Annotated in this window: 20 protein-coding genes; 16 read left to right on the plus strand and 4 right to left on the minus strand. The window is 37.7% G+C overall.

Going from position 1 to position 22282, the window contains the following annotated elements; genetic code table 11:
* Window positions 1–779 precede the first annotated feature (779 nt).
* The 11 genes from ACFPM4_RS15795 to ACFPM4_RS15845 all read left to right on the plus strand — a co-directional run bounded on the left by ACFPM4_RS15795 (window position 780) and on the right by ACFPM4_RS15845 (window position 15799).
* Window positions 780–2306 carry a response regulator transcription factor gene (locus ACFPM4_RS15795; RefSeq protein ID WP_382353806.1) on the plus strand — a complete coding sequence of 509 codons (1527 nt, stop codon included), beginning with the start codon at window positions 780–782 and terminating at the stop codon, window positions 2304–2306.
* A complete protein-coding gene (locus ACFPM4_RS15800) occupies window positions 2306–4093 on the plus strand; it encodes a sensor histidine kinase (protein WP_382353809.1) in 1788 nt (595 codons plus the stop codon). Before ACFPM4_RS15795 ends, ACFPM4_RS15800 begins: the two co-directional genes overlap by 1 nt.
* A 70-nt stretch (window positions 4094–4163) precedes the next feature.
* Complete coding sequence (locus ACFPM4_RS15805) at window positions 4164–5516, plus strand: ABC transporter substrate-binding protein (RefSeq protein ID WP_382353812.1); 1353 nt, start codon at window positions 4164–4166, stop codon at window positions 5514–5516.
* Window positions 5517–5672: 156 nt separating this feature from the next.
* Window positions 5673–6518 (plus strand): carbohydrate ABC transporter permease, encoded by an 846-nt coding sequence (locus tag ACFPM4_RS15810; RefSeq protein ID WP_382353898.1) that lies wholly within the window; start codon window positions 5673–5675, stop codon window positions 6516–6518.
* A 3-nt stretch (window positions 6519–6521) separates the two neighbouring features.
* On the plus strand, window positions 6522–7355 hold the full coding sequence (locus tag ACFPM4_RS15815) for a carbohydrate ABC transporter permease (RefSeq protein WP_382353815.1): 834 nt from the start codon (window positions 6522–6524) through the stop codon (window positions 7353–7355).
* Window positions 7356–7449: 94 nt separating this feature from the next.
* Entirely contained in the window at window positions 7450–10026 is a 2577-nt protein-coding gene (locus ACFPM4_RS15820; protein WP_382353901.1) for a GH116 family glycosyl-hydrolase, read from the plus strand.
* A complete protein-coding gene (locus ACFPM4_RS15825; protein ID WP_382353904.1) occupies window positions 10019–10453 on the plus strand; it encodes an RbsD/FucU family protein in 435 nt (144 codons plus the stop codon). The genes ACFPM4_RS15820 and ACFPM4_RS15825 overlap by 8 nt, the downstream gene beginning before the upstream one ends.
* Before the next feature lie 538 nt (window positions 10454–10991).
* Window positions 10992–11675 (plus strand): response regulator transcription factor, encoded by a 684-nt coding sequence (locus tag ACFPM4_RS15830; RefSeq protein WP_382353818.1) that lies wholly within the window; start codon window positions 10992–10994, stop codon window positions 11673–11675.
* 37 nt (window positions 11676–11712) lie between these two features.
* Entirely contained in the window at window positions 11713–12747 is a 1035-nt protein-coding gene (locus ACFPM4_RS15835) for a sensor histidine kinase (protein ID WP_382353821.1), read from the plus strand.
* A 360-nt stretch (window positions 12748–13107) separates the two neighbouring features.
* Window positions 13108–13893 carry an ABC transporter ATP-binding protein gene (locus ACFPM4_RS15840; protein WP_382353824.1) on the plus strand — a complete coding sequence of 262 codons (786 nt, stop codon included), beginning with the start codon at window positions 13108–13110 and terminating at the stop codon, window positions 13891–13893.
* Window positions 13886–15799: an ABC transporter permease gene (locus tag ACFPM4_RS15845; protein ID WP_382353907.1), complete on the plus strand. Its 1914-nt coding sequence runs from the start codon at window positions 13886–13888 to the stop codon at window positions 15797–15799. The genes ACFPM4_RS15840 and ACFPM4_RS15845 overlap by 8 nt, the downstream gene beginning before the upstream one ends.
* A gap of 173 nt (window positions 15800–15972) precedes the next feature.
* On the opposite strand, the gene ACFPM4_RS15850 is transcribed toward ACFPM4_RS15845, so the two are convergent.
* Window positions 15973–16809 carry a nucleotidyltransferase domain-containing protein gene (locus ACFPM4_RS15850; RefSeq protein WP_382353827.1) on the minus strand — a complete coding sequence of 279 codons (837 nt, stop codon included), beginning with the start codon at window positions 16807–16809 and terminating at the stop codon, window positions 15973–15975.
* Between the two features lie 283 nt (window positions 16810–17092).
* On the opposite strand from ACFPM4_RS15850, the gene ACFPM4_RS15855 reads away from it, so the two are divergent.
* Window positions 17093–17617: a DUF6241 domain-containing protein gene (locus tag ACFPM4_RS15855; RefSeq protein ID WP_382353830.1), complete on the plus strand. Its 525-nt coding sequence runs from the start codon at window positions 17093–17095 to the stop codon at window positions 17615–17617.
* A gap of 271 nt (window positions 17618–17888) precedes the next feature.
* Here ACFPM4_RS15855 and ACFPM4_RS15860 read toward each other — a convergent pair whose 3' ends face one another.
* Complete coding sequence (locus tag ACFPM4_RS15860; protein WP_382353833.1) at window positions 17889–18299, minus strand: hypothetical protein; 411 nt, start codon at window positions 18297–18299, stop codon at window positions 17889–17891.
* Window positions 18300–18452: 153 nt separating this feature from the next.
* Here ACFPM4_RS15860 and ACFPM4_RS15865 point away from each other — a divergent pair, with 153 nt between their 5' ends.
* Window positions 18453–18590, plus strand: a complete 138-nt coding sequence (locus ACFPM4_RS15865; RefSeq protein WP_382353836.1) for a hypothetical protein — start codon at window positions 18453–18455, stop codon at window positions 18588–18590.
* Between the two features lie 85 nt (window positions 18591–18675).
* Here ACFPM4_RS15865 and ACFPM4_RS15870 read toward each other — a convergent pair whose 3' ends face one another.
* Together ACFPM4_RS15870 and ACFPM4_RS15875 are read right to left on the minus strand one after the other, a co-directional pair.
* Complete coding sequence (locus tag ACFPM4_RS15870; RefSeq protein ID WP_144925275.1) at window positions 18676–19077, minus strand: hypothetical protein; 402 nt, start codon at window positions 19075–19077, stop codon at window positions 18676–18678.
* 192 nt (window positions 19078–19269) lie between these two features.
* Window positions 19270–19737 (minus strand): hypothetical protein, encoded by a 468-nt coding sequence (locus tag ACFPM4_RS15875; RefSeq protein WP_382353839.1) that lies wholly within the window; start codon window positions 19735–19737, stop codon window positions 19270–19272.
* 539 nt (window positions 19738–20276) lie between these two features.
* Here ACFPM4_RS15875 and ACFPM4_RS15880 point away from each other — a divergent pair.
* The 3 genes from ACFPM4_RS15880 (at window position 20277) to ACFPM4_RS15890 (ending at window position 22145) form a co-directional block, all read left to right on the plus strand.
* Window positions 20277–20990, plus strand: coding sequence for a GAP family protein (locus ACFPM4_RS15880; protein ID WP_382353842.1), 714 nt, complete (start codon window positions 20277–20279; stop codon window positions 20988–20990).
* Window positions 20991–21014: 24 nt separating this feature from the next.
* Complete coding sequence (locus tag ACFPM4_RS15885) at window positions 21015–21227, plus strand: hypothetical protein (RefSeq protein ID WP_382353845.1); 213 nt, start codon at window positions 21015–21017, stop codon at window positions 21225–21227.
* 174 nt (window positions 21228–21401) lie between these two features.
* Complete coding sequence (locus ACFPM4_RS15890; RefSeq protein WP_382353848.1) at window positions 21402–22145, plus strand: hypothetical protein; 744 nt, start codon at window positions 21402–21404, stop codon at window positions 22143–22145.
* Window positions 22146–22282: the final 137 nt, after the last annotated feature.

The raw sequence follows: 22282 nt of genomic DNA on the forward strand, positions 1-22282 counted from the left end.
AAGATTAAGTTTAATCACAAATTAATGAGAACCAAATATACATGAGTTGTAAAGGGAGATAGATTTAAAATAAAACTCAAGTCAAAATCTGGTGACCTTGATTATAAAGAAAAGAAAATTTGTATGAGTTAAAGGTTCATAAGGAAGAGGATGAAATGTCTAGGTTAATGTCCCTAGAACTATTAACAGATAAGTAAAAAATTAATTCCAATGTATGAATAGGTAATTTTAGGACTTGTTATAACCTCCTAAATACGGAATTAACAGGAGCTGGTGAATAAGATTATTTTGTAACAGGGCAAATTACTCCTGAATGGACACTAAGCAGTCTTTGAATTAAGGTTGTTGGCGATGGAGCTAACTATGAACTAGAGATAGTAGATGTTGTAGCGTGGAATTTATATTAATTAAGTTTTGACTTATAATTCTTTCACTAAATTCTAGAAACTTCGACAAATAACCATAACACCTCCTGTATAATCATGCTTGTTTGCATGCAACGATACAGGAGCTTTTTCTTGTTTCTAGTATAATGACTCTCTTTTCCGCAAGTATTAGATCTTTCTCCGTAATACCTGGTTCGAATCTCCGCAAAAGTAACGTAATTCAACCGATTACTTAATTCATTTGGATGATAAACACATTAAGACAACATAGTATGTCCTTATGCAGGAATATGGAACTACAAAAGAGAAATAAAGATAATGATGAAATGATATTTATGGAAAATGATAATGGGATGAGGGATATACCCTAATGCCCACTAAACGGAGGTTACCATGCGTAAGGTCATTGTTGTAGATGATGAACCTAGACATAGGAAAGGTTTAGCCAATTTGTTGAGAATGTTAAGGCCGAGTTATGAGATTTTTGAAGCGAGAAATGGTGAAGAAGCATTAGGCATAATAGAGGTACAACAGGTGAGCATCGTTATTACGGATATTCGAATGCCGGTTATGGATGGTTTGAAGCTTTTGCAAAAGATTGGGAATGAGAAAAATTTAAAAGTAGTAATTCTAAGTGCTTATGGTTATTTTGATTATGCCCAACAGGCAATCAAACTAGGTGCATGTGATTATATTTTGAAGCCTGTCGATGAAGATAAAATGGTAGAAGTATTACATCGGGTAGAGGAAAAAATGGAAAAGGAAGAAATGGAAAGAGAGTTAAAAAACCGAGAATATTTATTAAGGCAGTTATTAAAGGGGGTATTGACGGTTACAGAACAATCGGCACTAAAAAGTATATATAAGGATAACGCTCAGCCAGGGATACTCCTTCTTTTTGAATTTATACAGCTGGATAGTGAAGGTATGAAAATAGAGATAGAAGTATATTTGCAGAAATTTGGAGCAACCATGTCCTTCTTTTTAGATGAAACTAGCAATATTTTAGTAGTAATTATAAGTAAGGTAGAATCGAATATTTTAACCGATGCTGCATTTGTTGACATGTTACATCAACTGATAACGAAATGTGACATAACAATTAGTACTAGCAAATATTATCGTAATATTCAAAATAACATCCAACGAGCATTCGAACAAGCGCATACTGCATTACAGTATAAATTTTACCTCGGTACTGGAAAAGTGTTTTTTTATAATGAAAATAGTTGGTTTGAAGATAGATTAGTAATCCATTCACATAAAGAAGATGAACTAGTGAGAGCCTTACAAAATATAGATAAAAAAGGTGCTGTCTATATTGTAAATGAAATATTTCAAAATCTAATAAAGGGAACTTACTATCAACCAGAAATTTTAATTGAAAATACCATGCGTACAGTTATTAATGTCATTTCTAGGTTTGAAAATATTATAACGGAGAGTCAATATTATCAGCTTGTCACCTTTGTGCAAACAGATATGCGTTCCAGTGACCATATTACGCTTCTTCAGAACAACGTGCATAAAGTTTTAATGAACACGATGGAACTTTTAGAAGAACGATTTAATAAGAAAACAGAAATCCTGATGAAGGAATGTAAAGCATATATCGACCAAAATTATATGGAGGACCTTAGTCTAGAAGCGGTAGCTAACAAATTTTATTATAATTCATCATATTTCAGTCAATTTTTTAAAAAATACTATGGAATGACTTTTTCTAAATACTTGTTGAACAAGAGAATGAGTGTTGCTAAGAACTTACTGCTAGAAACGAATAAGAAAGTGTATAAAATTGCGCAGCAAAGCGGATATAAAGATTCGAAGTACTTCAATCGAATATTTAAAAAAGAAGTAGGGTTGAGCCCGGAGCAATATCGGAAACTCCATATTCATTCAAATAGAGGGAAAATATAATGAAAAAAGGCATTGGTATTCGAAGTAAGCTGTTGATTTCCTATCTAATCATCAGTTTTTTTCCAATTTTAATTCTTGCTACCCAATATTACGATACTAGTAAAGAAGAGCTATCCAATTTAGCTAGGAAAAATGTGTATGAAATCATCAAGAAAAATAATGATTTGATTGATTCTGTTTTAGGCGGTGTAGAAGACAGTACATTATCGATAACAGTTGATGATGATTTATTCAAAATATTTAATAATCTTAATCCAGAAAATAATATCCAACTATTAATAGCGGATCGAGATCTTAGAAAAATAAGTAGTCAATATGTATTAAAGTGGTCAGGTGTTGATTCTGTCCAATATGTAACTAGTTATTTTACATTTGGGGATAATACGCCATTGATAAGATTCAGAGATACCGATTATTACAATTCAGCTTTAGAGGGAAAAGGGAAACTACAGTGGATACCTACTTATAATATTAAAGAATTGCTAAATGATGAGAATCTATTTGAAGATGACTATATTTTTTCTGCAGCTAGATTGTTAAATATCTCCTATGTGAGAAATGGTGTAATTTCCAATCTCCCTATGAGTGTTGAACGGCCAGTGTTGTTTATTCATTTTAAAGCAGATTTTTATGACCAATATATTAAAGATAGTATCCCAATCAAAGGCTCCGACTATATGGTTATCACGAAAGAAGGGCAAGTTATTAGTCATAAAAATCAGTCGCTAATTGGTACGAATTATGATGCAGACTGGGTTGAAAGCATCGTGGAGGAGCAGAGTGGTACAAAGCTTGTAAAAATAAATGGTAAGAACACAATTATCTGTTTTGATACATCTGACGTCACAGGCTGGATTTCAATTGGGATGATTACAGAAGGTGATTTAGTCGATGAGATTGTACATTCAATCAAATTCAATATGTTCACTTTTGCAATTATTCTTGTGTTCATCTCTCTATTATTAGCTTTTATTTTTTCCGGTAGAATTACAAAGCCAATTAAGAAGCTGCTGTTTGCGATTAGGAAAATGGGACAGGGTTCATTTGATACAAAGGTGGAAGTTACGAATAATGATGAGTTTGGTCACCTTATCCGAAACTTCAATACGATGAATGAACAAATTCGATTGCTTATTCAAGAAAATTATGAAGTTAAATTAAAAGAAAAAGAAACAGAAATTATGGCATTGAATGTCCAATTGAATCCCCATTTCTTGTACAACACATTAAATACAATGAACTGGATTGCGATTGAAAACGGCCAAAAAGAACTTAGTAAAATGCTCATTAGTATATCAAAAATGCTTCATTATACAACCAACATAACAAGTGAAACTGGATTGGTGAAAGAAGAACTAGAATGGCTAAAAAGTTATACACACATCATGTCGAGTCGTTTTGAAGGCGTGTTTACCGTTGAATTTGACATCGATCCAAGTTTGGTTGATTGGAAAATTCCAAGACTCATGCTTCAACCTTTTATAGAAAATGCAATTATTCATGGATTTGAATTAATCGAGGAAGGTGGTTTTATCCGCATTACTGGTATTGTAGAATCTGACACGATTATATTCTGTATAGAGGATAACGGAAAAGGGATGGATAAAAGGAAAATAAAGGAAGTCATCGAGGGAAGTAGCGACTCTGTTGGAATTTACAACGTCGATAAACGAATTAAGTTACTGTATGGAGAAAACTATGGAGTAAAGCTGGACTCCGTACAAGGTAGTTGGACGAAGGTGGAGATTATTTTACCCAAAAATAGTCCACCAATACAAAAACATTAGAATACTCGTACTATTCGTCGGTTGATACACTAGTATTATCCTAGACTTTAAAATTAAGGGGGAAAGAAAGATGAAATTGAAAGTGCTTACAAGTATTGTGGCGGTTGTATTTCTCTTAGCAGCTTGTAACTCGAACACTAGTGGTGATACCGACGATTCAGGCGCAGTAAGAATAAGTGCGACTGCGTGGGGAGATCCGAAACAGCAAAAGGTTTTTGAAAAGTCGATTGAAAAGTTTAATAAAGATCGTAAAGGTGAAATTAACGTTGATTTACAAGTAATTCCAGCAGATTATGATACAAAATTGACCACGATGGTTGCTGGGAATGAAACACCGGATGTTGCACAAATGGAATCTGCAACTCTAGCATATCCGCTTGCAGAGGAAGGGAAATTTCTAGATTTAAATACGTTTCTAGAAAAAGACCCAGAATTATCGATTGATGACCTTGCTCCACAATTTGGCTATTACTCCGACGATGGAGAATTAATTGGCGTATGTCCTGAGCGAGAAACATTCATGTTGTTTTACAACGAGGATATGTTTGAAGAAGCAGGGGCTGAACTACCCCCAGTGAATGCTGCAGACGCATGGGATTGGAATGAGTTTGTAGAAGTAGCGAAAAAATTAACGATTGATCAAAATGGGAACAATGCATTGTCGCCAAACTTTAACCCAAAAAACATTAAGCAATTTGGTATTGATTTCGGAAAATGGTGGGGGAACTGGGGGAACTTCATCTATTCCAATGGTGGAGATTTTATTTCGGACGATGGAGAGAAATTTGGTTTAACGGAACCAAAAGCAGTAGAAGCACTGCAAAAATTAGCAGATTTGATTAATGTTCATCATGTCGCACCATCACCGATTCAATCGAAATCTCTTCCTGGTGGCGCAACTTCCTTACAAACAAAGAAAGTGGCAATGATGATTGATGGTCAGTGGTTGAATTATAACTTAGGAAATTCTGGTGTTAAATATAATGTTGGTGTATTGCCGAAGATGGATAAGCCAGTAACGATGGTAGTTTGTGGAATGTTCTCTATTTTCTCCAATACGGATCATCCAGAGGAATCTTGGGATACATTGAAAGCACTTATTAATCCAGAGTCTGCTTTCGATATGATCAACGAAGGGCTATGGTTACCAACGTTAAAAGATTGGTACACAGATCCTGATATAGTTTCTAGATGGACCAATAATAAATTTCATCCTTCTGGTTTCAGTGGAGCGATTGATGCAATTCTGAATTACTCGGTACCATCCCCAACTGGTTATGTGAGGAATTTTAATAAAATACTAGAGTTTGTCGATCCGGCACTTGACCAAGTGTGGCTTGGAGAGAAAACCGCAGAGGATGCGTTGAAGGAAATCGAGAAAGACGTTGAAAAAGTATTAGAGGGTAGAAGAGATATTAAGTAAATATAAATACTATTTTAAACAGGCATTAGTTATTAATGCCTGTTTAAAATAAGGGAGGATATTATGAAGGCTGAACTTACAGTGAAAGATCCGAAACCAGTCAAAAAAAGATATGTATGGAAAAATACAGCCCAAGTGAATGGGCTACTTTTTGCCATGCCTGCCATCCTTGGTTTTTTAATATTTGTGTTTGGTCCTATGATCGCGAGTTTGATTTATAGTTTAACAGATTATAGTGTTTTTAGTGATAATACGTCCTTTGTAGGATTGAATAACTATATTAATATGTTTTCTGGTGAGGATCCATTTTTTTATAAATCTATTAGTGTAACATTTTATTACGTCTTTTTATCCGTCCCGCTTGGAATCATCTTTGCCTTTTTATTAGCGATTTTATTGAATACGGATATTAAAGGAAAGGCAATTTTTCGAACTATCTTTTACTTGCCTTCCATCGTTCCAGTAGTTGCTTCCGCGATGATTTGGTTGTGGTTGTTTAATCCGGATTTAGGGCTAATCAATAATATGCTTACCTCAGTAGGATTACCGACGAGTTTATGGTTATTTTCGGAGGGAACCGTTATTCCATCTATTGTCATCATGGGACTTTGGGGCGTAGGTGGGAATATGATCATTTTCTTAGCAGGTTTAAATGGTATTCCGGATCATTATTATGAGGCGATTGAGGTAGATGGAGGAAATACGCTGCATAAGTTTTGGCATATTACGATTCCAATGATGACTCCGACTATTTTTTTTACAACGGTTATGGGGTTCATCAGCGGGTTTCAAGTATTTACGGAGGCCTATATTTTAACAGGAGGCGGGCCAAACAATTCAAGTTTGTTCTATGTTTTCTATATATGGAGAGAAGCATTTAGTAATTCTAATATGGGATATGCATCTGCTCTAGCATGGGTATTATTTATCATCATTATGTTCTTTACAGCGTTTATTTTTAAATCATCGAAATGGGTGTACTATGAAGGGGGGAAACAATAGCAAATGAAGACAAAGCGAAGGATAAAATTAGCTATTGTATACGTAATCGTGATACTCCTGTCTGCGAGCTTCCTGTTACCATTGTTATGGATGGTTCGCAGTTCCTTTATGGAATTAACTCAAATATTTGAACTTCCTCCTAGAATAATTCCAGAACCATTTCAGTTTCAAAATTATGCAGATGCGATGTCTTTTGCACCATTTGATAGATACTTTATTAATACATTTACGATTGTGATTTTAAATATAATTGGAGTTTTATTAACGAGTTCGCTCGCTGCATTTAGTTTCTCAAGAATTAAATGGAAGGGAAGGGACATCATCTTTGGCATCCTGCTAACGGCGATGATGTTACCTGGCGCGGTGATGATTATTCCGACTTTTCTAGGTTGGCAGGCGTTAGGATTCTATAACACATATGCACCATTGATTGTACCAGCATTTTTCGGTGGTGGTGCCTTTAATATCTTTTTGCTACGTCAGTTTTTTATGACGATTCCACAAGAATTGGATGAGGCTGCAAGAGTAGATGGTGCTAGTTATCTTAAAATCTACCTACACATTATTTTGCCATTAAGTCGCTCTGCACTTATCGTAGTTGGACTTTTCTCATTCCTAGCTTCATGGAACGACTTTTTCGGGCCACTTATTTATTTGAATGATGAAAACCTTTATACACTTGCATTGGGTTTGCAACATTTCCAAGGGTCCTACAATGCGGAATGGAGCTTACTAATGGCAGCCTCAGCAGTTGTAATTCTACCATGTATTATTGTTTTCATGGTTTGTCAGAAATACTTTATAAAGGGAATTACATTGACTGGTTTGAAAGGTTAAAATTAATGGGTCATTGGGATGGAACCGTGCGCGATTTATAAATCAAATGTCCCTGTATTAATATAAAAAATATAAAATTGGTGGTGTGTTTGTGATGACAATGGAAAGTAATTCTCAATCGCTCGCTAGTTGGCCCGTTTTAAAATGTTATGATCAAGAGTATATTCGGAAAATTGCAATGCCGATAGGTGGGATTGGTACGGGAACTGTTTCGCTTGGTGGACGTGGGAACTTGCAAGACTTTGAAGTTTTTAGTCACCCCGCTAAAGGCTTTACACCGAATAACACATTTTTCGCTTTGTATACGAAGCAGGAAAATAAGGAGCCAGTAACGAGGGTGTTGGAAGGAGTTATTGATCCTCTGGATTATGAAGGTGGATATGGTTGTCAAGTTCGCAACCATGGACTTCCTAGATTTCGTAACTGTTCCTTCTCTGCTGCATATCCATTTGGGCAAGTGAAATTATCTGATGAAGATATGCCTGTCGATGTTCGCATCGGAGTGTTTAATCCTCTAATTCCAGGAGATGCGGATGCTAGTGGCATTCCTGTAGCAATTATGAAATTCGAGTTAACGAATAATACGGATGAGCATGTATCCGCTTCGATTGCTGGTTGTATGGAAAATTTTATCGGAATAAATGAGCTAAACGGTAAGCGGAATACGTTTAAACAAGAAAAAGATGGTTTGAAAGGGATATATTTGTGTGCTGACGATATGGATCCGTTGGCGGAGCAATTTGGAACAATGTCTTTAACTACAACTGCACAAGATGTTACGTATAGTAATGCATGGAAAGGTTGGAATATAAAACATAGCTGGGGAGAAAAGTTGGTGAATTTTTGGAATGATTTTAGCTTGGATGGAAGGCTGGAAGCACATAATGATATAAATGCCCATGCCCCTGTTGCTTCCCTTACGGCAGGGGTTGAACTTGCACCACATGCAACGAAAGTGGTGACATTCCTAATAACATGGCATTTTTCTAATCGCAAATCGTGGGATATTTTAATAAAACCAAAAGTGGAACGGCCAGATACTGCTTGTTGTGGTGGAGGAGTTTGTACATGTGAGTCTGTGCAGCATGTTGGAAATTATTACTGTACGCAATATAAAGATGCATGGGATGTTGCAGTAAAAACAATTGCTAGATTAGAAGAATTAGAGAAAAAAACAATGCAATTTGTTCATAGTTTTATTGAAAGCGATTTACCAATGATCGTCAAAGAAGCAGCATTAAATAACATAACTACATTACGCTCACAAACTTGTTTTCGAACAGAAGATGGCCGATTGTATGGCTGGGAAGGTTGTGGGGATACGCACGGAAGCTGCCAAGGTTCTTGTTCCCATGTATGGAATTATGAGTTAGTGACAAGTTTTCTATTTGGTGATTTAGCTCGTGGAATGCGAGAAGTAGAGTTTCAATATGCAGTTAATGATCAAGGATTATTGAATCATCGGATAAATTTGCCATTAGATCGTGCGCAGACATTTGGTGTTACTGCGGCAGATGGTCAATTAGGTACGATGATGCGCTTATATCGTGATTGGAAATTATCTGGGGATCAAGTGATGTTAGAAAGATTGTGGCCAAATGCTCGGAAAGCTCTTGAGTTTTGTTGGATTCAAGGAGGCTGGGATGCCGATCAAGATGGTGTCATGGAAGGGCAGCAACATGTCACATATGATATTGAATTTTATGGACCCAATCCACTAGTTTCTGGTTGGTACCTTGGAGCATTACGTGCCATAGAAGAGTTAGCCACACAAATGGGAGAAATTCAATTTTCAAAAAAGTGCCGTCATTTGTTTGAACAAGGAAGTAAATGGGTGGATGAGCACCTTTTTAATGGTGAGTATTATGAGCAGGACGTACGACCATTTGATCCAGAGAAAATTGCACCTGGATTAACAACTGGGGAGGGAGCGGTCAATTGTGAAAATCCTGAAGTGCAGCTTGGAAAAGGTTGTTTAGCAGATCAGTTAGTTGGACAATTGATGTCTCATGTTTGTGGATTAGGTTATCTTTTAGACAAAAGTCATGTGGAACAGACATTGGAGAGCATCATGAAATATAATGATAAATCCAATATGTACGGTCATTTTAATCACATGCGGTCGTTTGTAATGAATGAAGAACCCGGACTCATCGCCTGCACGTATCCTCTTGGAGGACAACCTGAATATTCATTCCCATATTTTAGTGAAGTGTGGAATGGTTTGGAATATGTAGTGGCGAATCATTTATTTTACGAGGGAAAAATAGAGGAAGGTATTAAAATCATTAAAAATATTCGTACAAGATATGATGGGAGAAAGCGAAATCCATTTAACGAACCAGAATGTGGTCATCATTACGTTCGATCGATGGCAAGCTGGGGAGCGGTACTTGCACTAACAGGATTTCAATATTCAGCAATTGATCAATCGATTACTTTTAAAAATAAAGATACTAATGTGTTCTGGTCAAACGGCTATGCATGGGGGACATGCACGCTAACATCGGATGATAAATGGATGGAAGTGGAACTGAAAGTATTATCAGGTTCATTAACAATTAGAAAAATAAGCTTGATAGATTTTGGAACAGTAGAATGGAAAGATGCAGTTACGGTTGGTGCAGGTGAGCAGATTTTTAAGAGGATAAGGAATGATATTTATGCTTAAAGGGATACCAGCTATTTTATCACCTGACTTATTTAAAGTATTATTAGAAATGGGGCATGGAGATGAGATTGTTTTAGGAGATGGTAACTTTCCGGCGGCCAGTTGCGCCCAGCGATTATTACGTTGTGATGGGCATAACATTCCAGAACTACTTGAGGCAATTTTACGATTCTTCCCACTCGATACACATGTTGCCCATTGCGCCAGCTTAATGGAAAATGATTCTGATGATTTAAATGACTTACCATCCATATGGGAAGATTACAGGACAATCATACAAACGGAAAACCAAAATGTTGTGGAATTTGAATATGTAGATAGAAAGGCATTTTACGAAAGAGCTAAAAACGCCTATGCAGTTGTTACTACAAGCGAAAAAGCATTGTATGCGAATGTTATTTTGAGAAAAGGTATTGTGGAAAATTAATATAATTAAGGCAATTATGAGTCGCGGGGTTAGTAAACCATTTCACTCTAGGAATTCTTCATGGAGTCTACAATTTATGAATATTACAAGCGTGTCAGTATGGTGCAACTTCCTTATTTGCAGTTGATAATCTAAATCAACAGTACATTTATTGTCTGTTGATAATGATAGAAACAATAGACGGTTCTGTGGTCTCTTAATAAACCTATAAGGGATTTTGAGGACATAGCATTCTAGGAAGCTATGTCCTTTTTGACAGTTTTATTGGTAGTGGTTAAGCTAGTCACATCATGTATAGGTATCATTTCCCATTTGACGTATATTGGAGCTTTCTAATGGCTGATGGGCTAGAGAGGTTCGGCTTATCATAAATAAAGGAGCACATTTTGGTCGGATTAATAAGGCTCTTCCATCCTCGAATCATTTTACCTTTGGAGGAACATTAATCTGTTGTGCTATATTATGGAGTAGTAATTCTTTGTTACCTCAAATTACTTTTTTAGAATAGTCCAATTTGTGTCTCTAGGAGGCTAGCTTTATGAAGATAAACATATTTGTTGTGGAAGATGATGATGCTATGTTTGCAGCGTTGAAGAAAGGCCTAGAAGCTTGGTCATTCCGGGTCACGAGGCCAGATGATTTTGAAGGTGTGATGCATTCATTTCTTGAACAACAGCCTCAGCTCGTCATCATGGATGTCACACTCCCGAAATTTGACGGTTTTCATTGGTGTCGCGAGATTCGCGCTGTATCCAAAGTACCCATTGTTTTCCTTTCCTCTCGTGATCACCCAATGGATATGGTCATGGCGCTGAACATGGGGGCGGATGACTTCATCCAGAAGCCGTTTCATACAGACGTGCTTTATGCAAAAATTCAAGCCCTTCTCCGGAGGACATATGCTTATGGCGAAGAGCAATCCGATATTCTTGAATGGAATGGCGCTTTGATTGATTTGAACCGAGGTGTAATTCGAAACGCTGGGAAAGAAGTGGATTTAACAAAAAATGAATTTTTTATACTAATCACGCTCGTGAAATCGAACAATGTCATTATCTCGCGCCACGACTTGATACGAAGGCTGTGGGAGGACGAGCAGTTCGTGAACGACAATACCCTTACGGCGAATATAACCCGTTTGCGGCAAAAGCTGGAGACCATCGATTTGGCAGACGCTATTGTGACAAAAAAAGGGATGGGTTATATGGCCATCACTTTATAGAGATTATGAACTTCAACTGATAGGGGGAAACCGTGCCATGTTTATCCATTACGTTGATGCAAGGAAAAGCTGGATTTTACTGTTTGCGGGCTTGCTAGGCTTAGCCAATGCACTGATCCTGCTTGATCAAGGCATCCAGGTCTCATCTACTTCTATCCTTTATTTTAACGCCTCGTTTATTCTGTCCTTTCTCCTGTTTTTTATATGGCGCTTCAAAAGAGAGACAAAATATGTCGCAGCATTGGCTGCTCTACAGGAAGACAAGGTTTTAGACTGGATCGAGACAATTCCTGAACCTGATAACGGGCTAGATCAGTTGACCAACGAAATCATACGGGAGGCTACCATTCAGTTCAAACAACAGCTTTCTAACTATAAAGAAAATCAACTGATTGAGAATGAATTCACGGCCTCATGGATCCATGAGGTGAAGACTCCTCTCACCGTTATGAAGCTAATGCTGGAATCCCTGCCAAGTGATCCGGAAATACGTAAAATTGAAGCGGAATGGTTGCGGGTGTATTTGTTAGTGGACCGTCAGTTGCATATGACACGTCTGCCCGCAATCGAATCAGATTATGTTCTTGAATTGGCTTCCATACAGCGCCTTGCCGCGGAAGAAGTGCGGGAGCTGGCACCATGGTGTATGGAAAAAAATCTGGCGGTCTTAATCGAAGGAACAGATGTAAAGGCTATTACAGACCAAAAATGGTGCCGCTTCATCCTTCGGCAACTGTTGACGAATGCCGTGAAATATAGTCCTGCGAATACGGCAATTATGATTGTGACGGATGTAACAGAGACAGGTCAAGTCTTTTTAGATGTAATCGATGAAGGACCGGGAATACAGTCGCACGAATTGCCGCGTATCTTTGACAAAGGCTTCACGGGTGAAAATGGCAGGATTCAAAACGCTGCGACTGGACTAGGGCTCTATCTTGCAAAAACCGTTGCAGATAAATTAGGAATTACTATCAAAGCGCTGCCGGGTAAAATGAAAGGTACAGTGATGCGAATAACTTTTGTCAATCCCAACGCATTCGAAGCTGTCCGAAGAGAGGCGGGCATGTAATATCTTGCTATGAAGCAGTCAGGATTGCGCCTGGCTGTTTTTGTTACTTAGGAAACTATAAAATTCTTTGACTTGTGGATAACTATTAGATTTTGTTTATCTACGTCTAGCTCCAGCGTCAAGCCCCTCGAGGTCAAATAACCTTCAACCAATGAAGTCAAAATTCGGACTTCCTTGGTTGAAGAACATTTGCTTGTCGTGGCTGTTCAAGGCGCTTGCGCTTTTGTTCTGTGGAATAGTGAACCTCACAATATTGTCACGTTGGCTTGCCAGATTGTCATGTAAAACGTACGACAAGCGAAAAATCCAACCGTATAATTTAGCTATCATCAAGCAACAATTATAATTTGGAGGTACGTTATGGATCAGTTGAATGTAGGAGAAACTGTTTTACATGCAAGAAATGTCCACAAAACATATGGTACCAGAGGAAATACACAGCATGTATTAAAAGGAATAGATTTACGCGTCACCCGCAGTGAATTTGTCGGTATTATGGGCCCTTCAGGCTCAGGAAAGACGACATTGCTTAACGTCTTAGCCACGATTGATTATACAACGGACGGAACGATTTTAATCGATGACAAAGATATCTCTAAGCTGAGTAATACGGAGCTTTCTGCCTTTCGTCGCAATAAGCTGGGATTCATCTTCCAGGATTACAATTTACTGGATACGTTGACAGTGAAGGAAAATATACTACTGCCCATCTCTCTTAGCAAAATGAGCAAGCGGAAAGTGGAAAGCGAGTTCACAGCCATCGCAGATGTGTTTGATATTAAAGCACTGGCTCACAAATATCCACATGAATTATCAGGAGGCCAGAAACAACGGACAGCTGCCGGGCGTGCTCTGATTCACCAGCCTTCGATTGTGTTTGCGGACGAACCAACCGGTGCATTGGATTCCAAATCCGCTTCCTCGTTATTGGACGTGATGGAGAAGGTAAATCAGCAGCGAGGCGTCACCGTTGTCATGGTGACCCATGATCCAGTAGCATCCAGCTATTGCAGCCGTGTTGTGTTTCTAAGAGACGGGAAGATTTATTCCGAACTGTACCGCGGCGATAAAACAAGACATGCCTTCTTTAATGAAATTTTGGACGTGCAAGCTGTACTGGGGGGCGACCATATTGACAGTGTTTGAATTAGCACTTCGCAGCATGCGACAAAATGTGAAGCACTATTATTTGTACTTCTTTGCGCTAATCTTTAGTATGAGCCTGTATTTTGTCTTCACCTCACTCCAGCACGATCAGGCTGTCCAGAATATGACAAATACGAGCGTTGTCTTCTTTCAAATTGCGGGAGTCATGCTGATTGTGATTGTTGGAATCTTTACCGTCTCAGCAAACAGTATTTTCCTGCGTCGGCGCAGTCGAGAAATCGGACTATATCAGCTGATTGGTCTTTCCAAAGGCTGGGTAGCCCGATATCTAATAATCGAGAATATACTGCTTGGCTTAGGTGCACTACTTGCTGCGATCATTTGCGGCGCGTTGATTTCAAGGCTGTTCGTCCTGATTTTGCTGAATCTGCTCGGCTTAGAAGGGATTGTCGGCATAAGCTTCTCCGTAACAGCGGCATTTAAAACGGTGATGGTCTATCTTCTCATCATCGTCATCACTTCCATTCAGATGATGCTGACGGTTTATCGCAGCACCCTTCTGGATCTGTTTCAAGCAGACAAGCGACCTGACCTCGCTAAGCCGCCAAAAGCGGTGGCATCTGCTATTTTCGCCCTGCTCGGTTTGGCGCTGATTGGATACGGATATGAATTATCGGGTCATATCGATAAAGAGTTATTCCCCAACGCACTATTGATGCTCGGATCTATCGTTACAGGGACTTACTTATTGTTTCGCGTTACGATCAGATGGTGCTTTTACTGGTTCCGTAGACGTAAAGATGGACACCTAGGCTTAAAAAACAGCCTATCGATAGCTCCGCTTATGCACTATACGAAAGCAAATGCCAACTCACTTGCCTTGATTACGTTGTTGTCGGCCATGACCATCACGCTGATTTCCATGGCTTACTCCTTCTACTACTCCGTAGAGCATGAGACCCGCCGTGATCTCCCTTATGATTTTATGTTTAAAAACGATCAGCAGGAGGCGCTGTCGTTCCAGATGGAGCTGGAGAAGGAAGGCATCGATGTTAATCACCATGTCGTTGAAGCAGTTCTGACGATGGGCATCATCCTTGATCCGAATGACGAATCCTACAACTTTGAAGAAAGTTTGTTATGGCTTCCAGCTGAACAGCTTAAACAAACAGGTGCAGACCTCAACGTACCGCCAGATGGTGAAGCTATTTTGTACGATGCTGGGGCCTCACTTGCCGGGGACTTAGATGAGCAGTCGAAGCGATATCCAACCGAAATAGAGCTGGATCAGCATGGACAGACCGTTATGTATACATTGAGGACATTGATGGAAAGGAACATCATGAATTTAAATGCACCCGGCAGTCAGTTGCTAGTGTCAGAAGCGATGATGGACAAAATCTCAGAACAAATGGCCGGTACGCCTGATTATGAAAAAATTCACTTTGATACGTATCAAGTTCCGGACAAGGAAGAGCTCGCCATAGCTTCCTCAATATACGAAAAATACGACAATGATGAACCATTAAAGTATGATTACTATACACAGTACAAAAAGGTGCTGGAGATGACAGGCCTGCTTATTTTCATCGCAGCTTTCCTTGGACTTGTCTTTTTGATTTCAACCGGCAGCATCTTGTACTTCAAGCAAATGACCGAAGCTGAGCAGGAAAAGCAGAGCTTTAAGACGTTGCGTCAGCTCGGATTTGACGTGAATATGATCATGAAAGGCATTATACGAAAGCAGGCCATCGTGTTCCTTCTCCCTCTATCGATCGGTATGCTGCATTCGATCTTTGCTATCAAGGCGGCTTCATTTATGATCCGGTCGGACACCACGTTTCCGGCATCCATCGCCATGGCGATTTACACGGTTATCTATCTTGTATTCGCTCTGTTTACCATAGGCTACTACCGCAACATTGTAAAAAACGCTATGTCATAACCATCCCTTAAAAGGGGATAAGCTATATGGGGTACCGTCAACATTTCGGATATTTTGTATACTAAGCATACTTCTAACCTGAAAAATCGATTCCTTATCGTAAATGGAATCGGTTTTTTTGTTTTACAATTGCACTCGTGATATAGAGATTGCTTAATAAAATATATTTCCGCTTACTTATTCAATAAAATCTCTGTTTCAGAGATAAGATCTTGAAGCATATCAAGTCCTTGTCTTGTGCTTTCTATATCTGGAGAAAGCAATGTGATCAGTTTATCTATTCTTTTCTTGTAGTCCTGAGGCTTTCTATCAAAACTTTCAATCATTCGAACTGCTTTTTTCTCGTTGATGCAATAATCTTCATTTAGAGCAAATAACACTTGATTCAGGCATGAGATGGTTCGATAACAATGACCTGTAACGTATGAAATATCATCTTTATCTACATTACCTCTAGCAAACATGAACGAAAAGGAAGCTTCGAACATAAAGTAGCCAATCATTGCATCTTTTAAAGGTTTTGGATAAGGAATGGTTTTAGATTTTAGTTTGGCAATTCGCTTCGTTTTGTCATCCAATATTTTGCAGATGGAGATTTCACCCATATACATAGCATTTAGATAAGCATGTGGGTGTCCAGCATGGTAATGAGTAGAAATTTTACCTAATAAGCATTCATCCATAACTTGTTCCACTCGATTGATATCACGAAATATGAAATCAACGTGATAACCTTGAACAATAAGCCAGCCACCACCATTAACCCAAGCACCCCATTCGCCTAGTGATGTAATTAAATTATCTCTATGTTCATCATCCAGTTTGGTAGCAACCTTGCTAACATCGTTGACATTAAAACCTGCTGATTCGTCATAGTATATTCCAATGTCAATATCAGAAGTAGCGTGATTGTTCCCTCTAGCTCTTGATCCACCTAAAACTATCCCTACAATGCCAGGTATATCGTTCAGTTCCTTCACTATATCATTTAAAATATTTTGTACAGTCATATATTTTCCAACTCCTATAAATTAAATATGATGTATACGTTACTTATCCATTGCTTCGTCCTCCATTTCATTCAATCCCGCACTGTTGATTTCTTATTTTATATTATAAAATTTAATTCCTCATTCATAAAGTCGATTGCGGTGATAGCGGAGGTGATGTATTCGAAACTATTTTTAGTAGGAGAATCTGAAGGAATTCAAGTTCAATATGAAACTTCTATAATACACAAGGTTATTCCATTTCTTTGATAGATGTTACAATTGTAAAAAACGGGGGAATCTTATGAAAAAATGGATCGTTACTTCTAGCATCATTATAGGAGCAATCGTATTTTCTGCAGCTGCAGTATTTATAACATTTATAGTATTAGAAGATAAAGAACAACCAAAAGAGAGTAAAGAAATGGCGCAAGTAGAGGCCAGAGAAGAATTTAAAGAACAAACAAAGTATATGGGTGGAGAGGTTACATTATCTATTTCGGAAGTTTCAGATAAGAATTCGATTATGGAAGATATGCATAAAATGACTCATCAAAAGGTTAAGTCAGATGAAAAATGGGGAGCGATTGAGATGAGTCAAGCCAATATTGATAAATTGATCGAGATCCTTAAATTAAAACAATTTGAAGGTGTAGATAGATTAAAGGAAATAGCGATGGAATGGAAAGCAGGGGATTTTAGCAAGGTCGTGAACCATCATAATCATATTTGGAGAACGCAGGGAGGAACGATCGGAGTAGCCTATGGGATCATGTCTCCAGAAGAGGAAGAAGAGTTTGTTAAAAATAATTTTAGAGAACAAGAGTAGTTCATACGACCATACATAATAACAGGCGCAGGGGAACTCCATGCGCCTGATCTTCCTATTACTGAATAATCCCTTTTCTTCTTAACATATATTTTAGAAGTATAATAATCTCCTTTAGTGCAAAGAACAACCAAATTAGTTTTCTTACAAATAAAACAAGAGAATACTGGAGAGAATTAATGTACGTTTTAAAGGTGTAGATGGATAAAGGAAAAGAATACCGTAAGAGCGCCCAGTCTTTTATGGATGGGCGCTTTTTTGTAAAAGTTAATTATTGATAATTTGAATCATTTCCACCTGAATGGTATTGTTCGGTATTTGTTCCACTTTGTACATTACTAGCTGATTGTAGATTGTCTTGGTTAATACTATTTTGTAAATTGCTAGCCAATTGTTGAATGCCTTGGTTAAAGCTATTTTGTCCATTACTAGCTGATTGTTGATTATTTTGGTTATTCATACTTTGTAGGTTTGTTGCTAATTGTTGCATATCTTGGCTGTTTGTTATGTCTTTTATAGGTTGCATAAATTGCTTAACTTGTGAATTATTCATTGCATTTGAAATGTTTTGTTGCCAACGTTGGAATGATCCGTTTTGAATTCCTTTTGAAATACCATAAACAACTGCCCCTGTTGCTCCTACAGCAAGTAAAGAAGACATTACGCCTCTACCTTTATTCATCCATATCAACACCTTTGTATTATTTTAGCCACATAGATATCTTTAATAAATTCAATATATTTATACTGAAATATTTTCCCAACAAACGAGTATTCTTATAAGTTTAGGGTAACCTATTCACGAAAATGATATCAGTGAAGGGAGGACTCTGAATTGAAGAAAAAATATATTTTTGGACTACTATCAACGATTCTTTCTATGGGTTTATTATTTGGATGTGATGGTGTAGATGAAGATGAACCAGATCCATCAGAAGAACCATCAGAGCAGCGAGAGGATAACAGCCAGTAAAAGCGGAAGATGTAAAAAAAAGCCAATGGAGCGGACTTGTTCCATTGGTTTTAGCGTTGATTTCCTTTACTGGTGCTACTTTTTACTAAATTATCCCTTTTCTTTTTAAAATATATTTTACAAGGAAAATAATCCCCTTTATTGCTAGGAAAGCAGCGAAGAACAATAAAAACCCCCATAGGCTAATGACGGCATCCGCAAAATCCATTTCGCCTCTTCCTGTGATTTTTTGTTGTATCTCCACTGCGAAAACAAGAATAAACATCACGGTAAATGTATAGATGAAAGAAATGGCAGTAATGCTTAGTTTTGCAAGTTTAGTAAAGATTAAATGGGTGATGAGAAAGAACGTAATTCCTACTATACCGAACACCCATAAATGCAAGTCTTTGTCTGTTAGATTAAGGCCAGTTTGTTTAGCCATTGCGTTTAAAAGGTCATGAATACCATTTACTATGTCTGCTATGATTAATATGAATTCCTTCAAAGTTGCACCCTCTATTCCCTAAAATACTCTCGTTATTATATATGAATCTATTGATTAACTCTAGGATGTAGTTAATGGAAGAAATTAATTTTTGATATTTCGAAATAGAGTAGATAGAGCTTACGTATGCGGTATGTATAATATAGGAGTTTTTTCTTATAAAATGTGAAAAGACACCCATGAAGGTGCCTTTTAATCTATGTATTCAACTGTATCCTCTAAAACTTCAATTGATTCTATTAACCATTCATCGTTTACGTTCACTAGTGAATATTCATGTACAGCTACGTTATTTCTGTACGAGTGACCTTCTTCCACACGAGTGGCTCTACTTCTTATTTTTAATTGGACTACTCCATACGTATCAGAAACTTCTACAAACTTCGGTTCCTCTAAAATATCGATGTCTATGTTGAAATTTTTAAATCTCTCTTGAATCTCACTCTTTGTTTTTTCGTAATCTTCATCGGATACAAATATTGTGTGCATGTATGGTTCTACGTGCTTATCCCTCTCATACAACTGGTTAAAACTGATCACGTCAAGCATTTTTCTACGTATTTCGAGTTCTTCCTCAGAAGGTGGGTCGTTTTCTACCAATTGTTCTTCTTCCTCAGAAGCTGATTCATTCTCTACTTCTGGTTTTTCTTCAGTTTCCACTTCTGAATTTACACTCTCGTTTACTTCTGAATCCTTTGGAGTTTCATCTGCTTTCTCTTACGTCATCTGATTTAGAGCAACCTACCAACAAAATTAATGTTAAAATACATAACCCTATCCATTTGTACGCCTTCATTAGTCTCCTCCAGCAACATCTAGTAATAATATTTTCTGAAAATACTAATCTTTATTTTATCCTATATAGGTAAATTTATCTAGCGAGGGACATGGGGTCAGGAGGGACATGGGGTCAGGAACGGTGTCCCCGTTTAACAGAGTGAGAGGGACATGGGGTCAGAAACGGTGTCCCCGTTTTACAGAGTGAGAGGGACATGGGGTCAGGAACGGTGTCCCCGTTTAACAGAGTGAGAGGGACATGGGGTCAGAAACATTGTCCCGGTTTAACAGCGGGACGAGGAAACTGACCCCATGTCCCAGAAAATTTTGACATATAAATTATTCCTTTCATTATTTAATACACTGTGTTATTATCTTTTTAACACAGTGTGCTATTTGGTTTTAAAAGGAGTGACTATTTATTGTTTGAAACGATTGAAGCGATGATGCCCTCATCAACATTGGACATATCTGCTGTTTTAATGATCATTTTCGTTTGTGCATTAATTGATATATTAAGTCCTGGTGTTCTTGCTGTTACCGGCTATTTATTACTTACACAACCAAAACAGTTATCATCTCGGCTCATTGTATTCTTGCTTGTTATTCAGTTAGGTTATTTCATCATTGGTTTATTACTGTACTTTGGTGGAGATAGACTATTGAAGTTGATTGAAGATCTTTCTGAATTTGATTTTATCAATTGGTTTTATACTGTAGCTGGAACACTTCTTGTTTTAGTTAGTTTTATAAAACCTAAAGAGAGCACAAAAGAACGTCTCACGTCATGGATTCCAAGACAAACATCCATTAAAGGGATAGTTATTTTAGGGGTTATTGTGTTTCTTGTTGAATTTGTAACGGCATTGCCTTACTTCTATTCGATTTTTTTGTTGAATCATGTAGCGGTTCATTCACTTTCTTCTATATTTGTAATAATTGGATACAATCTTGTGATGGTACTTCCTTCCTTATTATTGTTAGGAATTAATAAAGTGTTTAAAGATCGACTGCAGCTTTTTCTAAATAAAATAAAGTCAAAGCTTAATGAAGCACCAATTTCTTCCCTATTAGTAGCTATTGGCCTAGTTGGTGCCGTCTTTTTCAATATTGGTATTAGAGGAATTTTAAATTAAAAAATTTTAAAGAGGTGTATATGCATGAAAGATATAATTAGTGGTCTAAGTTTGCTACTCCTAATCCAAGGCGTTGGAGGTTTAATCAATCATTTAACAAATGGTGGGAAAAGTTGGTATTTGGTAAATTATATTGATCTATTTCAAGGATGGGAAATAGGGATGGACATTATATTGATTGTCCTTGGAGGAATTATTGGTTTACTTACAAGGAAAACAGCCAGTCCATCTAGATAAATAGAGCGGGACATGGGGTCAGGAAAGCTGTCCCAGTGTAACAGTGGGACGAGGAAACTGAGGCGACGTCTGCGCTGCGATTAGAAAAGCGTGTTGGGAATCAGGACGATGAAATAAAAAGTCAGATTCAACACAAGGTAATATTATCGAAGTATTTACTGCGAGGTGTCTAGTATGAAGATAGAAAAAAGTGAATTTCAAGATCAGTTAGAGAGTTTTCCGGGTAGATGGCTAGGGGGACTTTCGTTAATCATAGCACCGGTCTTATTAGTAATTTCTGCTCTGCTACGTATACAATTTAACTTCTTTTTCCCTGATCAGTTAGCAGCATATGACACACATCCAACCCTAATGCTCACATCCTATAGTTTATTTTTGATTGGGACGATTTTATTATTTCCAGCAACTTTAATACTTGTTCAACTAATTAGTGTTAAAAAACCACGTTTAGGCTTATGGGGAGGATTGCTAGTAATCATTGGTTTATTCGCAAGAGCGTTCCACTCAGGAGTAGATCATTTTGCCTTTCAAATAGTAAAAAGCGAAAATGTGGAAGTTGCAACAAATCTAGTAGGCGATTTTTATGGGATGTTTCATGTGGTTAATATACTTAATTTTTCTATCCTTTGTGGGTGGATTGTTTTAGCGTTAGGAGCTTATTTATCAAAGGTTTTTGGATGGTTCCGTTCCATTGCATTGGGGATAATGTTCGCCATGGCATTAGGGATACTAAAAGGAACAAATATGACAACAATTATATCTTTAACTGGACTCTCTATCGCACTCATCCCGTTAGGAGTGCAAGTTGTGAGAAGTGGAAATAAACCAAAGTTGAAAACAGTCCTATTTTACATCATTCTAATTGTATTAGTGCTCGGTTCCTGGTTATTCATGAGTGAAATGGAAAGGCCAAATTAATGGGGACGTAGGGTCAGGAACGTTGTCCCAAAGCTGAATGGGACGAGGAAACTGACCCCATGTCCCAGACCCCTCTAAGAATATTTAAAGTTTCAGCGTGCAACATAGTAATATGATATTTCATATTACTGCGGAGG

It is taken from the genome of Lederbergia graminis (assembly GCF_042655485.1).
Classification (GTDB): Bacteria; Bacillota; Bacilli; order Bacillales; family Bacillaceae_C; genus Lederbergia; species Lederbergia graminis.

Bases quoted from the DNA above. Each gene is read 5' to 3' on its own strand.
- ACFPM4_RS15795 (WP_382353806.1), top strand. From the start codon at position 780: ATGCGTAAGGTCATTGTTGTAGATGATGAACCTAGACATAGGAAAGGT.
- ACFPM4_RS15800 (WP_382353809.1), top strand. From the start codon at position 2,306: ATGAAAAAAGGCATTGGTATTCGAAGTAAGCTGTTGATTTCCTATCTA.
- ACFPM4_RS15805 (WP_382353812.1), top strand. From the start codon at position 4,164: ATGAAATTGAAAGTGCTTACAAGTATTGTGGCGGTTGTATTTCTCTTA.
- ACFPM4_RS15810 (WP_382353898.1), top strand. From the start codon at position 5,673: ATGCCTGCCATCCTTGGTTTTTTAATATTTGTGTTTGGTCCTATGATC.
- ACFPM4_RS15815 (WP_382353815.1), top strand. From the start codon at position 6,522: ATGAAGACAAAGCGAAGGATAAAATTAGCTATTGTATACGTAATCGTG.
- ACFPM4_RS15820 (WP_382353901.1), top strand. From the start codon at position 7,450: ATGACAATGGAAAGTAATTCTCAATCGCTCGCTAGTTGGCCCGTTTTA.
- ACFPM4_RS15825 (WP_382353904.1), top strand. From the start codon at position 10,019: ATGCTTAAAGGGATACCAGCTATTTTATCACCTGACTTATTTAAAGTA.
- ACFPM4_RS15830 (WP_382353818.1), top strand. From the start codon at position 10,992: ATGAAGATAAACATATTTGTTGTGGAAGATGATGATGCTATGTTTGCA.
- ACFPM4_RS15835 (WP_382353821.1), top strand. From the start codon at position 11,713: ATGTTTATCCATTACGTTGATGCAAGGAAAAGCTGGATTTTACTGTTT.
- ACFPM4_RS15840 (WP_382353824.1), top strand. From the start codon at position 13,108: ATGGATCAGTTGAATGTAGGAGAAACTGTTTTACATGCAAGAAATGTC.
- ACFPM4_RS15850 (WP_382353827.1), bottom strand. From the start codon at position 16,809: ATGACTGTACAAAATATTTTAAATGATATAGTGAAGGAACTGAACGAT.
- ACFPM4_RS15855 (WP_382353830.1), top strand. From the start codon at position 17,093: ATGAAAAAATGGATCGTTACTTCTAGCATCATTATAGGAGCAATCGTA.
- ACFPM4_RS15860 (WP_382353833.1), bottom strand. From the start codon at position 18,299: ATGAATAAAGGTAGAGGCGTAATGTCTTCTTTACTTGCTGTAGGAGCA.
- ACFPM4_RS15885 (WP_382353845.1), top strand. From the start codon at position 21,015: ATGAAAGATATAATTAGTGGTCTAAGTTTGCTACTCCTAATCCAAGGC.
- ACFPM4_RS15890 (WP_382353848.1), top strand. From the start codon at position 21,402: ATGAAGATAGAAAAAAGTGAATTTCAAGATCAGTTAGAGAGTTTTCCG.